Origin of the sequence: Limnobacter humi, from assembly GCF_024518835.1 — a bacterium.
GTDB lineage: Bacteria > Pseudomonadota > Gammaproteobacteria > Burkholderiales > Burkholderiaceae_B > Limnobacter > Limnobacter humi.
The window spans coordinates 1-13,182 of record NZ_JANIGO010000004.1; the positions used below are offsets into that span (position 1 = coordinate 1).

General features: G+C 51.6%; 15 protein-coding genes. 5 read left to right on the forward strand and 10 right to left on the reverse strand.

The genetic code is table 11. From position 1 onward, the window contains the following. Positions 1-830, forward strand: an 830-nt coding sequence (locus NQT62_RS11650; RefSeq protein WP_256764894.1) for an IS30 family transposase, incomplete at its 5' end; no start/stop codon positions are given. 168 nt (positions 831-998) lie between these two features. Here NQT62_RS11650 and NQT62_RS11655 read toward each other — a convergent pair. The 9 genes from NQT62_RS11655 to NQT62_RS11695 all read right to left on the reverse strand — a co-directional run bounded on the left by NQT62_RS11655 (position 999) and on the right by NQT62_RS11695 (position 8,340). After that, entirely contained in the window at positions 999-1,652 is a 654-nt protein-coding gene (locus NQT62_RS11655) for a hypothetical protein (protein WP_256764895.1), read from the reverse strand. Then, complete coding sequence (locus tag NQT62_RS11660; RefSeq protein WP_256764896.1) at positions 1,645-2,478, reverse strand: hypothetical protein; 834 nt, start codon at positions 2,476-2,478, stop codon at positions 1,645-1,647. Before NQT62_RS11660 ends, NQT62_RS11655 begins: the two co-directional genes overlap by 8 nt. A 49-nt stretch (positions 2,479-2,527) precedes the next feature. Then, on the reverse strand, positions 2,528-2,689 hold the full coding sequence (locus NQT62_RS11665; RefSeq protein ID WP_256764897.1) for a hypothetical protein: 162 nt from the start codon (positions 2,687-2,689) through the stop codon (positions 2,528-2,530). Further along, positions 2,689-3,249: a carboxylesterase family protein gene (locus NQT62_RS11670; protein ID WP_256764898.1), complete on the reverse strand. Its 561-nt coding sequence runs from the start codon at positions 3,247-3,249 to the stop codon at positions 2,689-2,691. The genes NQT62_RS11665 and NQT62_RS11670 overlap by 1 nt, the downstream gene beginning before the upstream one ends. Then, entirely contained in the window at positions 3,234-3,797 is a 564-nt protein-coding gene (locus NQT62_RS11675; RefSeq protein WP_256764899.1) for a hypothetical protein, read from the reverse strand. The genes NQT62_RS11670 and NQT62_RS11675 overlap by 16 nt, the downstream gene beginning before the upstream one ends. A gap of 177 nt (positions 3,798-3,974) precedes the next feature. After that, on the reverse strand, positions 3,975-4,808 hold the full coding sequence (locus tag NQT62_RS11680; protein ID WP_256764900.1) for a hypothetical protein: 834 nt from the start codon (positions 4,806-4,808) through the stop codon (positions 3,975-3,977). 27 nt (positions 4,809-4,835) lie between these two features. Then, positions 4,836-6,143, reverse strand: coding sequence for an HlyD family type I secretion periplasmic adaptor subunit (locus NQT62_RS11685; RefSeq protein ID WP_256764901.1), 1,308 nt, complete (start codon positions 6,141-6,143; stop codon positions 4,836-4,838). Continuing rightward, entirely contained in the window at positions 6,140-7,864 is a 1,725-nt protein-coding gene (locus NQT62_RS11690) for a type I secretion system permease/ATPase (RefSeq protein ID WP_256764902.1), read from the reverse strand. Before NQT62_RS11690 ends, NQT62_RS11685 begins: the two co-directional genes overlap by 4 nt. 284 nt (positions 7,865-8,148) lie before the next feature. Continuing rightward, the gene (locus tag NQT62_RS11695) at positions 8,149-8,340 is read right to left on the reverse strand and encodes a hypothetical protein (protein WP_256764903.1); all 192 of its coding nucleotides are present in this window, start codon (positions 8,338-8,340) and stop codon (positions 8,149-8,151) included. A gap of 265 nt (positions 8,341-8,605) precedes the next feature. On the opposite strand from NQT62_RS11695, the gene NQT62_RS11700 reads away from it, so the two are divergent. From NQT62_RS11700 to NQT62_RS11715, 4 genes are read left to right on the forward strand one after another with little or no spacing between them, the layout of a single operon-like run. Beyond that, complete coding sequence (locus tag NQT62_RS11700) at positions 8,606-9,127, forward strand: Csu type fimbrial protein (RefSeq protein WP_256764904.1); 522 nt, start codon at positions 8,606-8,608, stop codon at positions 9,125-9,127. A 9-nt stretch (positions 9,128-9,136) separates the two neighbouring features. Further along, positions 9,137-9,568: a fimbrial biogenesis chaperone gene (locus NQT62_RS11705; protein WP_256764905.1), complete on the forward strand. Its 432-nt coding sequence runs from the start codon at positions 9,137-9,139 to the stop codon at positions 9,566-9,568. 21 nt (positions 9,569-9,589) lie between these two features. Next, positions 9,590-11,587, forward strand: a complete 1,998-nt coding sequence (locus tag NQT62_RS11710; protein WP_256764906.1) for a hypothetical protein — start codon at positions 9,590-9,592, stop codon at positions 11,585-11,587. Then, positions 11,577-12,092: a spore coat protein U domain-containing protein gene (locus NQT62_RS11715; protein WP_256764907.1), complete on the forward strand. Its 516-nt coding sequence runs from the start codon at positions 11,577-11,579 to the stop codon at positions 12,090-12,092. The genes NQT62_RS11710 and NQT62_RS11715 overlap by 11 nt, the downstream gene beginning before the upstream one ends. Here the strand turns inward: NQT62_RS11715 and NQT62_RS11720 are convergent. Continuing rightward, the gene (locus tag NQT62_RS11720; protein ID WP_256765185.1) at positions 12,089-13,120 is read right to left on the reverse strand and encodes a 2-dehydropantoate 2-reductase; all 1,032 of its coding nucleotides are present in this window, start codon (positions 13,118-13,120) and stop codon (positions 12,089-12,091) included. The genes NQT62_RS11715 and NQT62_RS11720 overlap by 4 nt on opposite strands. Positions 13,121-13,182: the final 62 nt, after the last annotated feature.

A 13,182-nucleotide genomic window follows, 5' to 3' on the forward strand; every position in this document is an offset into this window, starting at 1 on the left:
TCTCCGCTTGCTTCAGGATTGCCATGATTTGGCTGTCAGAAAATCTTGATTGTTTCATTGCAGAACTCTCTTCCTCTAAGGTTGAAAATTCTACTTCCGATCCCGTTTATTTGCTGGGGGTATTACCACCGGAACAAATTTCAGGGCGACTCAAAAGCCTTTCTGGTACCACGGATTCGATGTATGTTTCTCATGAGACGATATACAAGTCGCTTTACATTCAAACACGGAATGTGTTCCGGGAAGAATTGAAGAAACACCTGCGCACAAGGAGAATGTTTCGCCACGCTAGGTCTCACCGCATTACCAAGCGTGGCCAGATAGTTGAAGCAGTACCCATTCACGATAGGCCCAAAGAAGTTGAGAGTCGTGAAGTCACCGGACACTGGGAAGGTGATTTATTGGTAGGAACGACTACAAGCGCAATTGCGACAGTTGTCGAACGTAAGTCGAGATTCACTTTGCTTTGTAAGCTTTCGGATAAGAAATCGGGTTCGGTTGTGTCCTCATTGACCTCACAAATGACCAAGCTGCCAGTCTCTGTATTGAAAAGTCTGACCTGGGACCGAGGGCAAGAAATGTCAGCGCACAAGACATTTTCTAGTGATACAAAAATATCAGTCTACTTCTGTGACCCCAGTAGTCCCTGGCAACGAGGTACCAACGAAAACACCAATGGTCTACTGCGACAATACTTCCCTCGAGGAAAAAACTTAGCTGTGTTCTCGCAACATGACCTAGACAAAATTGCAGAAAAACTAAACAACAGACCAAGAAAGATACTAGGTTTCAGGACGCCATCAGAGGTTTTTGAAGAAGCGTTGCACTGACCGCTTAAATCCGTCCCAGTTAAAAATGGGGGGATTACCAATCCACTCCAATCATTCCAAGCCATTGATTTCACCTTTCAAAAATAACAATGTCGCCCTGATTGATTTGAGTAAAAGAATTTTCTCGTTTTAAAATTTTTTTTAAATTATAAATATTTCAATGTTAACCTAAAAGAATAAAGAATAAAAATTAGGTGGGTTTTTCATATTATTTATTTCCAGGGTCCTTTCTACTTTTTTTTGAAATTTTGTATGCATTAGCGAAAAAAATAAATATGAAGAAAAAAGCATTATTCCTGTCAATGTTGGCCATAGATGGGCGAGGCCTAACGTTGCCAATGCCACCCTGTTATCTGAAACCGGAAAAATGTTCAAAGCGTTGTATGCCGGGGAGTCATATAATAAAATGATCAAAGTCATCGCAAAAAAAATTAAACCCCAGCCCACCAAAATAAATTTAAACTTTGGGATGGGTTTTTTATTTAATCGAGAATCAAATCCAAAAGAAACCCAAAAAAATGGAGTAATAAAATTTCCTATAAAACTTGGAAACAAAAGGTAAGTTGAAAGCACCGCATATGCGGCTGTGGCATGAGGAAAGCTAGACCTTTTAACATGATTCTGTACCTGAGGGATATTTTCCACCAACCATGATGTTGTGAAATCCAACCCAAACGGCGAGGAGTGTGCCGGCCAAAACAAGGCCACACATGCAATCATTAAAAGCGGAACATGAATAAGCGTGTATCGCAACCAGCGCGGAGGCACTAAATAATGATCTTTAGGCAAATCTTGCATTTGATACCCCAAATCGTTAAACATGATTGAGCTTGAACCCCAAAATCATCTGCGTGATTTTTTCCTGTATATCTTCCCAGTGCGGCAGCATGCCTATGCGGTACGTTACGTACACATACACACTGGGGCCGCCTGCTTGCGCCAGGTTAAAGCCGTGGATGCACGGCGCTGCCGCATGCTGCACCGTGTCGCAATTGATCATGGCTTTAAAACTGCCATTCTTGCTGTAAGCCACATACAGGGTGTCGTCGATGTACGCTTGGCTTGGATCTCGCGGCAGCCCGGTGGCTTTGCGGACCAACAAATACCCAGTTAAACCAAATTTTTTACCCTGCATGGGCTGGTAGTAAGTGCCTTGGGATACCGAATTGGGTTGAATCTTGTACTTGTAATGCCCCTCCGGAAACTCCTTTGGGTAGGGGGAGCTCACCCCAAACATAATCCAGTCTGTGCTGAAAATGCCTTTCCTTCTTTTGTCATCGCGCAGCTCAATGCTCGACAGTGTGGCCATGTCGGGGTAACGAAACGTGACACCGAAGCTTTTCAGCGCCGAGTCATAGGTTCGCTCAGGCACAGGCCCTTTGCGCCTTTCCCCCCAACCAGGGTCGCCAACATATTCCACATCCTCTGCCATGTGCCGGGGGATTTTGATCGGCATGCCATTGAGGTTTCCAACAACATCTTGGGTGCTGATGCTGGCCAAGGCCATGGCCGGTGGTGTTGGGCCGAACATGTAATCGCGCAGGACAGTGCCCATCATCACCACGCAACCGCCGATAATTAAACACGGCAAGGCCAGCAACGCAAACACCAGGTAATGACCGATACTGCGTTTTCTCACTTTTTCCATGGCAACACCAATACCGAACACAGTTTTCTCTGTGTATTACAAATGCGGTTTAGGTTCCAGCAACCGATGATTTTGATGCGCCTGTTCCAGTACCACTGCCATCACGCATCATGGCCTGGTGAAGGTCGGCCAGGTTGCCGGCACCGCGCAGGTACAGCATGCCCGCCACTTCGGGTGACACAGCAACCCGATCCAGGTTGTTGGTGTACATCAAATCGGTTTGAAACCACACATCGGTTTAATCGGTGAGCCCACGGTGGTGATTCGCTGAAAGTCGGAGCGGATGGAATCGAAGGTGTCATTTGGCCATGGAAGGCCAGTGGCTGGGTCTCCACCGAATGAAGAGGTGAAGTAAGGCAATGCGCTCAATGCCCCCAAGTTACTAATTGGAACGGGGTTTCCTTCGAAACCATATGGATTTAAACCCGCAACTTCCAATGCCTTCCACACAAAATCAACACAACTGTTGGTGAGGACGTTGTAGGATGATGAGTCAAAGCCATACGCAGGAGGATTGTTATAAAAGTCGATTAGTTTTTGATATTGTTCATCTGAAATCTCTAACCGCCGTTGGTGATACTCCTGGTATCGCGTATCGTCATCATTATATGTCTTGCCAATAAAATAATGCCCCTCATTTCTACCAAAACCAATCAATTGAGTAGAAACTCCCTCTTTCTCAAGGGACAGCCAAGCGTGACCGGCGATTGATGGGTCTGAATCTTTGATTGGGGCATTGGGCTCTGCAACCTTGATTATGAGTATCGGCATCGGGGTATTACTCCTGTTGATGGGTTGTATCCAAATTTCAAAAGATCGGGTGCGCCAAAGTACAATCCAACCTGGCTTCTGTTGAGTGGTTCATTAATATTGAATACACGTATTTTCAGCTTGTAGATGCCGGGGTGGAGCTTGCAGTATGCAAATGTGTTGGATAATGAGAGAGTGCTGCGACCACTAATTCGTATCAGATGGTTTGAGCTGGATGAAACAAGAGTGGGCAAGTTGGATTGTTTTTTTTCATACAATTCAAAATCCACATATCCTGCATGCTCATCCAATTTTCTAGAAGATACCTCGCTGTCGCGAACAATTTGGTCTCTTGAAAAGCGCACTACAACCTCATAAGACCATTCTTTTCTTACTTCAAACTCACGCTCTAAATAGAATGATCCATCGCTTGCCTTTTGTAATGATTGGCTAACTAAAACCATCCGATCAAAAGGATCTAGAAATCGATGACCAAACCAGGCGATAAATATGAGTAGAGCCATCAGAAGAAAGAGTCCGGCGCGCCTCAACCATTTCACGTAGTTCACGAATACTCCTGCTTCCGAGGTTTTAATTAAAAATCAATTTGGAGATTGTTTTGGTTAAAAAAATTAGATTCAATTGTTATTTATTTAATGGGGCGGTTGAATTGGATTAATTGCAACCGGCGCGGAGGCACTAAATAATGATCTTTCGAAAAACCTTGCATTTGATGCCCCGAATCGTTAAACAGGACTGAGCTTAAACCCCAAAATCATCTGCGTGATTTTTTCCTGTATATCTTCCCAGTGTGGCAGCATGCCTATGCGGTACCTCGCGTATACATACACACTGGGGCCACCTGCTTGCGCCAGGTTAAAGCCGTGGCGGCACGGCGCTGCCGCATGCTGCACCGTGCTGCAATTGATCATAGCTTTAAAACTGCCATTCTTGCTGTAAGCCACATACAGGGTGTCTTCAACCACGGTGGGCATGGGGTCTGGCGGTAGACCAGTGGCTTTGCGGACCAACAAATACCCAGTTAAACCAAATTTTTTACCCTGCATGGGCTGGTAGTAAGTGCCTTGGGATACCGAATTTGGCTCCATCTTGTAGCGGTAATATCGCTCAGGAAAGTCGATTAGACTCGGTGAGCTCACCCCAAACATGATCCAGTCTGTGCTGAAAATGCTTTTCTTTCTTTTGTCATCGCGCAGCTCAATGCTCGACAGTGTGGCCATGTCGGGGTAACGAAACGTGACACCGAAGCTTTTCAGCGCCGAGTCATAGGTTCGCTCAGGCACAGGCCCTTTGCGCCTTTCCCCCCAACCAGGGTCGCCAACATATTCCACATCCTCTGCCATGTGCCGGGGGATTTTGATCGGCATGCCATTGAGGTTTCCAACAACATCTTGGGTGCTGATGCTGGCCAAGGCCATGGCCGGTGGTGTTGGGCCGAACATGTAATCGCGCAGGACAGTGCCCATCATCACCACGCAACCGCCGATAATTAAACACGGCAAGGCCAGCAACGCAAACACCAGGTAATGACCGATACTGCGTTTTCTCACTTTTTCCATGGCAACACCACCAAACCGCTGCATACATCAATACTCTTTCAGCGCATGAAAAAACTTATCCCCCAAAGGCCGTAGCAAATAGCTCAGCAATGTTCGCTGGCCTGAATTTATCAAAAGCTCCGCAGGTGCGCCTGGGGCGATGTAATGACGCTTTAGTTCAGCCTGGTTAGCTTCGTCCAGAATCACCTTCAAGGGGTAATAGCCATGGCCAGTTTTGGGGTCGGGCAGCGCGTCGGCCCCCACCGTGCCAAGCACGCCACGCAGCTCCAGTGTTTTTGCGGTTTGAAGAGCCGAGAACCGCACTGTTACTGTTAAGCCGCTGCGCACTTGGTCCCGAAACTGAGGTGCCAGCATGCCAGAAATTTCAAGTTGCCCCTGTGCAGGAGCAATGTCCATCAAATGTGCGCCCGCTGGTATGGCAACCCCTTCCGTTAACAGCTTCAAACCCAGTACAAAACCATCCACCGGGCTGTAAATCACCGTTTGCTGGCGTTCAAATCGGGCTTTTTCGTATTGCTCACTCAGTGTGGCAAATTGCCTTTTTGCCTCGCCAATTCCCGCTTGTTGTTCGGCTTCGAACTGCGCTTTCAGTTGCGCTGTTCGCGTTCTGGCCTCAGCAACTTGGCCTCTGTAGTGGCTTATTTTTTGGACATCATCTTGAATCGCCACCCGAATGGCTGCGTGTTGCAATTCAGAATCGGCCACAGCATTGCCCGACATGAATCCGGATGCCTGTAACGACTTGTGCTTACTGACCCTAGCATCCAGTAGGGCGAGTTGATCTTGCTTGGCATCCATGCCCTTCTGAATGGCTTGAATACTGGCAATTGCTGTGTCTATAGCGTGTTGCAAGCCCGAGAGTTCTGCATGTAGTGCTGCGGCTTTGTTGTATTGGGTGGCCTGCTCGGTGCGCAGCTGTGTCTGAAAAAATGGATTGCTCAACAGATCGCTTGGCCCATCAGCTGGCACTGCAATTCCCAACGCACTTAGCCGGGCTGCCCAGCTAAGCCGTTGCAATCCGAGCTCATCCACAGTGGCCTGCGCCATGGTGGGATCAAGGTGGGCCAGTACTTGTCCTTTTGTCACTCGGTCGCCTTCTCGGACAGAAATCGACTTGACCACCCCGCCGATTGCGTGTGTGACTGTTTTTCGTTCACCCTGCACATTGACCACACCAGCCAACGACACGCCCTGCCCCAGTGGAGCAAACGCTGCCCAGGCGAAGAAACCAAGCACACCGATTAGAAGAACCAAGACGCATCGACGGGTGAAGCGTTGCACGTCGGTGTCGATCGCACTGGCTGTGGGGGCTGCGTTTAAATTGAGAGTATTCATATCGCTTCAAGACTGCTTTGAACGGAACCCATGGGGCGTGGTGGTTGCAGCTGTTTCAACACATCCGCCGCAGGGCCGACATGTTTGATCTGTCCCCGTTCCATAGCCAGCAGTAATGTGCAGGCCTGCAGAATGGAACGCCTGTGTGTAACCAGCACCACGGTGCTGCCTTGCCGCTGCTGGGTTGCAATCGCTTTGATAAGGGCGAGTTCACCAGCGTTGTCCAGGCTGGCATTGGGCTCGTCGAGCAGCAATAGGCGAGGCCCTTTGAATAACGCACGCGCCAGTCCAATGCGTTGCCGCATGCCACCCGACAGACCATGCCCCGCTGGGCCAAGCATTGTGGAGTAACCGTGAGGCAGTTGACCGATCAGCTCGTGCACACCCGCAGCGGCTGCAGCCGATGTGATGTCTGCGTCCTCGCAGCGCTGAAAGCGGGAAATGTTTTGTGCCACCGTGCCTTCGAATAATTCAACGTGCTGGCCAAGGTAGCCGGTGATGCTTCCGAGTTGCTCGCGGCCATAGTGCTGCAAATCGGCTGTATCTAAAAAAACACGCCCTTCAGCCGCTAGCCAAACACCCGCAAGAACCTTGAGCAAACTTGTTTTGCCGCTACCACTGGGGCCAATAACCCCCAGCACGCTGCCCGCGGGTATTTGGAGGTTGATGCCTCTCAAGATCCATTCCCGCTGGCCAGGGGCTACTGCATAAACATTCACCAAGCGCAGATGGGGTGTGGGTGCAGGCAAGGTTAAGGTGACGTTCGGTGAAGGAAATTGTTCCAGTAAGCTCAAGAGACGGTGCGCAGCCTCCCGAGCGCCGGAGAATGACTTGCTGGCGGCAATCAACATGTCCAGCGGGCCCAGGGCCTTGCCCAACAAAATGGAGCCAGCAATCATCAGACCGCCCGATAATTCCCCTTTCAGGCTAAGCCAAGCGCCCAGACCCAGGACCAGGCTTTGAACCAGCACACGAAATGTTTTAGAGGTTGCGCCCCACAAGCCCACCATGTCGGACGCTTGGGTTTGTGCCTGAAGGAACCGCCGGTGGACGGCCAACCAATGTTGTTCCAGTGCGTTGTGCATACCCATGGCGGCAATGGATTCGCCGTTCTTTAACGCACTGTCAGCCGCCAAAGCACTGTTGATTTGATGGCTGTTGGCCTGGTGTAACGAGGTTTGGCTAGTGATGCTGTTGATAAGTGTAAGCAACACAGACACGGCAATGCTCAGTACACCAAAAATTCCAAACCAGCCATGGAACATAAACAACACGGCAAGATAGACGATGATCCAGGGCGCATCCAGCGCGGCCAATACGCCTTGACTGGTCACAAACTGTCGGATGTTGGCGAAGTCACGCAGCGCTTGCGAGGGCGCGCCCGAGCCACCGGTATGCACCGCACTGTCCACCGCCATGCGGAACAGGCGACTCGAAAAATCTTCATCCCATGCGTTGCTAAGCCGAATCAAGGTGGCAGAACGCAATTGCTCAAGCACGCCGCTCATCGCCAACACGCCTGTCAACAAGGCGGTGAGCATCCACAGGGTTTCTGTGCTTTGGCTGACCATTACCCGATCGTAGACCTGAAGCATGTAAATCGAGGGTGCCAAAGCCAGTAGATTGATGGCGGCTGAAACCCCCAGCAAAGCCCACCATGCCGCTTTGTGAGCACTCAATGGTCGAAACAATTCTGAATTGAACAGACGCAAAAAAAGCATGGGACCACCCAAGATTGGAACCTTGATATGTGCCAGATTTGAGACGAAAAGTTTTAAATCCTTTGGGGGAGTGACAATTTGGATGTGTGCCGTTTCACTCGACACCCATCACCACCGTCAATTTCGAAATCGGAGGAAATCCTCCAAATCGGTTTGAATGGTGGGTCAGCGGGTTGATTGGGCGAGGAAATTGGGGCTAAAGAAATACAAAGGGCCTGGACACCCCAGTGTCCAGGCCCTCGTGCGGTGTGTATCTTTTGATCGACTGCGATCAGCGAGACAGCTTACTCTGCCGCTTTTTTGGCAGCAGTTTTGGCGTGGTGTTTGGTGCTGTGCTTGGCAGTGTGCTTCTTGACCTGGTGGGTTTGTTTGGCCGCAGGTTTTTCAGCAGGCGCTTGACCAGCCGCTGGGGTTTGCGCCAACACAGGGAAAGCTGCTGCTGCGATCAGGCCGGTTACAAGCATTTTCAGTTTCATGATCAAAAACTCCTAAGCGTTAAATTGATGTGATGGATACCGTGTTGGTACCTATGCGTATTAACGTTGAATCTGCGCTGCCTGCCTACTGTCTATCGCGTAAAGATTCGTAAAGCCTACCCCCCCTCCAAAAGCATGACCCCTAAATGAGGGGTTTTTTGCCCGGATATGCATGGATTGACTTGCGTTCAAATCGTTAAAGTTTAAATGCGAGTCGATTAACAATCAGTCGACTCGACAGTTCACCAATGATCGGAGTCTCATCATGGCAACTCGGGCACATCACACCACCTGGCAACAAACTGTTGCAAAGCTGACTGCATTGATCGCGATGCTGATCGGCCAATCCAGCATGGCTGCCACCACAACCGGCACCCTTAACGTTTCAGCCACCGTCACCGACTATTGCGAATTGGGTGCAACCACGGTGAGTTTGAATTTGGGCAGTTACACACCGGCAGCGGACAGCACCCAAAACACCGTGATCCAGGTTCGCTGCACACTGGGCACCACCTACAACGTTGGCCTGGGCCTGGGTACCTATGCCAGCGGCAGTACCCGCCGCCTGCGGCACGCCACCGACAACACCGTGTATATGAATTACGAGTTGTACCAAAGCGATGGAACCACCGTTTGGCAAGCACCAGGACAGGCCGGGGTGGTGTCTTCCACGGGAACAGGTGCCAGCCAAAACCTCACAGTGGTAGGAAAAATCCCCTCTGCGCAGTGGGGTGTCAAACAGGGAAGCTACAGCGACTCGGTGGTCATCACCGTCACATTCCCTTAAGGAGTGATCATGAACACCACACACAGGATTCGATGGACCGCTGGTTTGCTGCTGACTTGCTCATTCGGGATTGCACATGCTTTTGGCATTTCGGTGGCTCCCACCGCCGTGATGATCAATCCAAAAACCGGTTTTGCTCATCTGGAATTGAGCAATCAAAGCAACCAAACCCGGCTGTTTACCGTGGAAGCCGGCGACCCGGCGCTGACACACTGCTACAAAGTATCGCCACGCCAGATCACACTGCCGCCCAACGGTTCGCAAACCGTCCGTCTGCAATACAACTGCCCCTTGCAGGACATCACTGAACATAGCCTGCTGTACTTCACCGAAATGCCCACAGTCGACAACAGCACGGCCAGCAGCAGTCAACTGGAATTCCGTCTTCGGCTAGGCCTGAAGGTCAAGACACAACAATCCGTGCTGGGCTCCCTGTTTTAAGCATGGGTAGCGGAATACGCGATGATGCGCCAAAAAACTCGCCAGGTCTGCGTTGCCATGGTTGTCCTGGGCTGGATGATCGGATGCAAAGCATCGGTGCTGAGCGAGCAGGACATCGTTGAAATCCGCTACCGGGATGGCGTCTCCAGCACAGTGAGCAGCCATCAAATCCGGGAAGCACAGCCAACCGAATGCGGTGCCCTGCCCCACTTGCTACAAACTGACCAGGGTGACCTATGGTGCGGTCAATATCATGCGGACAAACTGCTATTCAACGTTCAGGACCAGGCTCAACGGGTGAGCCAAAGTTATGGCAATGCCCGCCTGGAGGGATACGATCTGCCCAGCCCCCGAACAGCCATTCTGAACTATGAACTGGTGTCAGGCTCGCAAAATCATCCGTTGAATTATGAACTGATGGCCAACCAGAGGCCTGGTGTTCAGTTCAATGCGAGCCAGGTGGGCAGCATCAGCCAAGCTTACGTGAACCTTTATCGCCTGGATTCCGAGCAGTTTGGATTCAGCTCTTCGGTGGCCATTCGCCAATGGCGTATCGGTCAGATGGTCACCGATGCTGGTCCATTGGCCTCATCGCTGGGCCAGGGTGTTGAATGGAGAAAATCATCCCGCCTGGCCCAAAACAATGTTCAGGTGTTCAGCGGACGGCTGGTTTCCGACACTGAGCTGACAGTTCTGGTTAACAACCAGCCACGGGTTACTTTGCCTGTTCAAGCCGGTGATGTCAGCATCTACAACGTACCCTTGGTAGAAGGAAACAACCAGGTGGCTGTCATTTACCGAAATGAAAAGGGTGAATTGGTTCAAGTCAATCGCAATATTTTCTTTAGTCAGGCACTGCAACCCAAAGGACGTTGGGAAGGTGCAGCCAGTCTATACCGCGATACTCGATTGAACCATTGGGCAGCCCAGGCACAGATTGAAAAAGGAGTTACACAAGCCCTGACCGTGCAGGCCGGCGCACGAGTCAACATTCACCCCGGTGAGGTCATGGCTCCAGTCAGCGCTTTACAAACCATGCGAGCTATCAAACCGACGGAATTGGCCTTTGCCGTTCGAAGCATGTTGGGCGGCGGTTTTTTAAGTGCTGGCTACCAGACCGAAACTGCCTATGGTCCAGGTGTTCAGCGAATCGGGTACGCTCACGGCAGCCAACTGCTGTATCTGGAAAAAGCACTGGGGCCCGCGAAAATTGGAATTTCTTTGGATCCACGCTGGCTATTAAGCGCAGGCTCACCTGCCGAGCCCGACTCAGCCTATAGCGGCTGGCGAGTGGGTTATATGTGCGCCCTACAAGGCCCTGAGTTCGAATACACCGTGTCCCGATTTTTTCGCACCGAACTTTACCATGGCGGGTATATGAGCCTGTATTGTAAAACAGGCCGGGATGGTTTGAATGCTTCACTCCAGTACTGTGGCGTTAACGCCAACATGGCACTGGATGCCCGTGGCTTCAATTCACCCAACCCGTTGTTGGGAGGACTGTCCTATTCCAAGGCCAATGCTGGCGATGCGCGCAACTTGCAGGCCAGGCAGGAATCGCTCAATGGATTTCTACAAACTCGGGACAGCTTTCTCCTGGTGTCCGAGCAACTCAGTTACGCCCGTACTCGCCACGATTTTCAGCACATCTCGCTCGGTGGCCAGTTGGATAGCACCGGGCGCGGACAGGGCTCGATATCGGGCATTGTGGGCTTGGATTATGGGCAACAACCCAAAATCCTGGGCTTGCTTCCCAAAGACACGTCAAGCCCTGCCGATGTCCTGGTTGCCATGGAGGGGCTGCAAGCGGCCCGCGATCTGGGGTATAGCGCGGTGCAATCACGGATTAACGGGCAGGTCAGTATCAACAACCTGAACTCCGGCGCGCTGGTGGGTCAGCACAATCAAATTCTGGTCAATCCGGAATCGGTGGACATGGACTCACCAATGGGCGCCATACGCCTAAAAATATCCCCGGCGCTGTCCGGCATTTACAAGGTGGACGGCCGTGCGCAATAAATTGGGATTGATGCTGTTGCTGCTGGGGTTGATGGGTGTAACGCCAAGGCCAGCGTTGGCCGTTACGCTGGTGGGTGGCTGTTCATTCACGTTGACGTCTTACCCCACCGTGCTCTACAGCGTACCCACCGCCTCGGCTGCGCAGGCCAGTCGAATCGTGATCGACTGCACTGGTGTACTCACGCTGCTGGCCACGAAAACCTGGAGTATCCAATACGGCGCCGGTGCGTCTGGCAACCAAACAGCACGCAGCTTGGTTCACGCCACAGACAGCAACAGCAAATTGAATTACAGCATCCGCACCACCAGCAGCCCCAGCTCCAGCATCCTGGGTGACGGATCTGGTGGTACGGTGACGCAAAGCGGCACGCTGCAATGTGCGGTGGCCATCTTAGCCAGCTGTGCTTCCACCACGCAAGATTCGTTCATCCACATCCCGTCCGGGCAGTTCGTGCGGGCCGGCAGCTACTCCGATGCCATGGTCATCACCGTTACTGTGAATTAGGACAGCGCCGCCTGCTGACGTGCAGCAGTCAGGGTTTGAAGCAATTCTTCCCCAGACCAGTCTCGGCGATCCTCCGGCCGCTCTGCTTCCCGAATCAATTCAATCAATCGGGCATTGACTGGCGCTTTCTGATTCAAGCGTTCGGCAAGGTTCACCACTTCACCATTGATCCAGTCAATTTCGGTTCGCCGCCCAGCCTGCAGGTCCTCCCACATGGAGGATCTGGCCAGAGGATCCACCGCCAGCATTTTTTTTGCAGCACGGGTGAAGAGCCAATCCGGCAGCTCCAATGCGGCAGGCAACCAATCGGACGGCACTGCCGTCACCTTGGCGGGCCGGATACCCATCATCTGCATCAGTTGTAATGCCTCGCGCTGCGCCAAGGCCACACAGCGGCGGTAAGCCCGCTGGGACAACTCCTCTTTCAACGGAATCCCCGACAGCGCATTGACTGGATTGTTCAAATTCAACAGCAGTTTTCCCCACCGAACGGCCAACATGTCGGGGCGGCGTAGCAGGGGTAAATTGGCAGACTCAAAACTCAACTCCACATCGCTGGGTAACCTGCCCTCATCCACTTCCAGCTCACCCGATGAGCCCTGATGAAAAGTCGCTTTCTCGCGTTCCACCACATTGAAGGGCACCATGCCAGCCAGCACTGGATTTTCTGGAAGCATGGCCGCCAATTCCTCTGGGTTGCTGACCCCGTTTTGAAAACTGATGACAGGGACTCCTGGCTTTAAATGGGTTGCCAGCGCCAAACCGGCCTGGTGCGTTGCAGCCGACTTCACAGTCACCAACACCAAATCAACCTCGGACAGCAGCCTGTAGTCCGTGGACAAGGCCAGTTGATCTGCTGGCACTCGCTGGAAGCGACCTCGATAATCCGACACCGTCAAACCGTGGGTTCGAATGTTCTGCAATATACGGTCACGGCCGATCAGCGTCACATCGACACCAGCGGCAGCCAAACAGCCACCGAGATAACACCCAATGCTGCCAGCCCCAAATACGGCGATCCGAGTCATCATGGTTGGCCCAATACAAGGAAAGTGGTGAATAAACAAATAATGGGTTTGATTATGGGCCA

What these genes read in the sequence shown, in the direction of transcription:
- NQT62_RS11710 (WP_256764906.1), top strand. Translation starts at nt 9,590, where the DNA reads ATGATGCGCCAAAAAACTCGCCAGGTCTGCGTTGCCATGGTTGTCCTG.
- NQT62_RS11690 (WP_256764902.1), bottom strand. Translation starts at nt 7,864, where the DNA reads ATGCTTTTTTTGCGTCTGTTCAATTCAGAATTGTTTCGACCATTGAGT.
- NQT62_RS11665 (WP_256764897.1), bottom strand. Translation starts at nt 2,689, where the DNA reads ATGTACACCAACAACCTGGATCGGGTTGCTGTGTCACCCGAAGTGGCG.
- NQT62_RS11685 (WP_256764901.1), bottom strand. Translation starts at nt 6,143, where the DNA reads ATGAATACTCTCAATTTAAACGCAGCCCCCACAGCCAGTGCGATCGAC.
- NQT62_RS11700 (WP_256764904.1), top strand. Translation starts at nt 8,606, where the DNA reads ATGGCAACTCGGGCACATCACACCACCTGGCAACAAACTGTTGCAAAG.
- NQT62_RS11660 (WP_256764896.1), bottom strand. Translation starts at nt 2,478, where the DNA reads ATGGAAAAAGTGAGAAAACGCAGTATCGGTCATTACCTGGTGTTTGCG.
- NQT62_RS11705 (WP_256764905.1), top strand. Translation starts at nt 9,137, where the DNA reads ATGAACACCACACACAGGATTCGATGGACCGCTGGTTTGCTGCTGACT.
- NQT62_RS11670 (WP_256764898.1), bottom strand. Translation starts at nt 3,249, where the DNA reads ATGCCGATACTCATAATCAAGGTTGCAGAGCCCAATGCCCCAATCAAA.
- NQT62_RS11720 (WP_256765185.1), bottom strand. Translation starts at nt 13,120, where the DNA reads ATGACTCGGATCGCCGTATTTGGGGCTGGCAGCATTGGGTGTTATCTC.
- NQT62_RS11695 (WP_256764903.1), bottom strand. Translation starts at nt 8,340, where the DNA reads ATGAAACTGAAAATGCTTGTAACCGGCCTGATCGCAGCAGCAGCTTTC.
- NQT62_RS11680 (WP_256764900.1), bottom strand. Translation starts at nt 4,808, where the DNA reads ATGGAAAAAGTGAGAAAACGCAGTATCGGTCATTACCTGGTGTTTGCG.
- NQT62_RS11655 (WP_256764895.1), bottom strand. Translation starts at nt 1,652, where the DNA reads ATGTTTAACGATTTGGGGTATCAAATGCAAGATTTGCCTAAAGATCAT.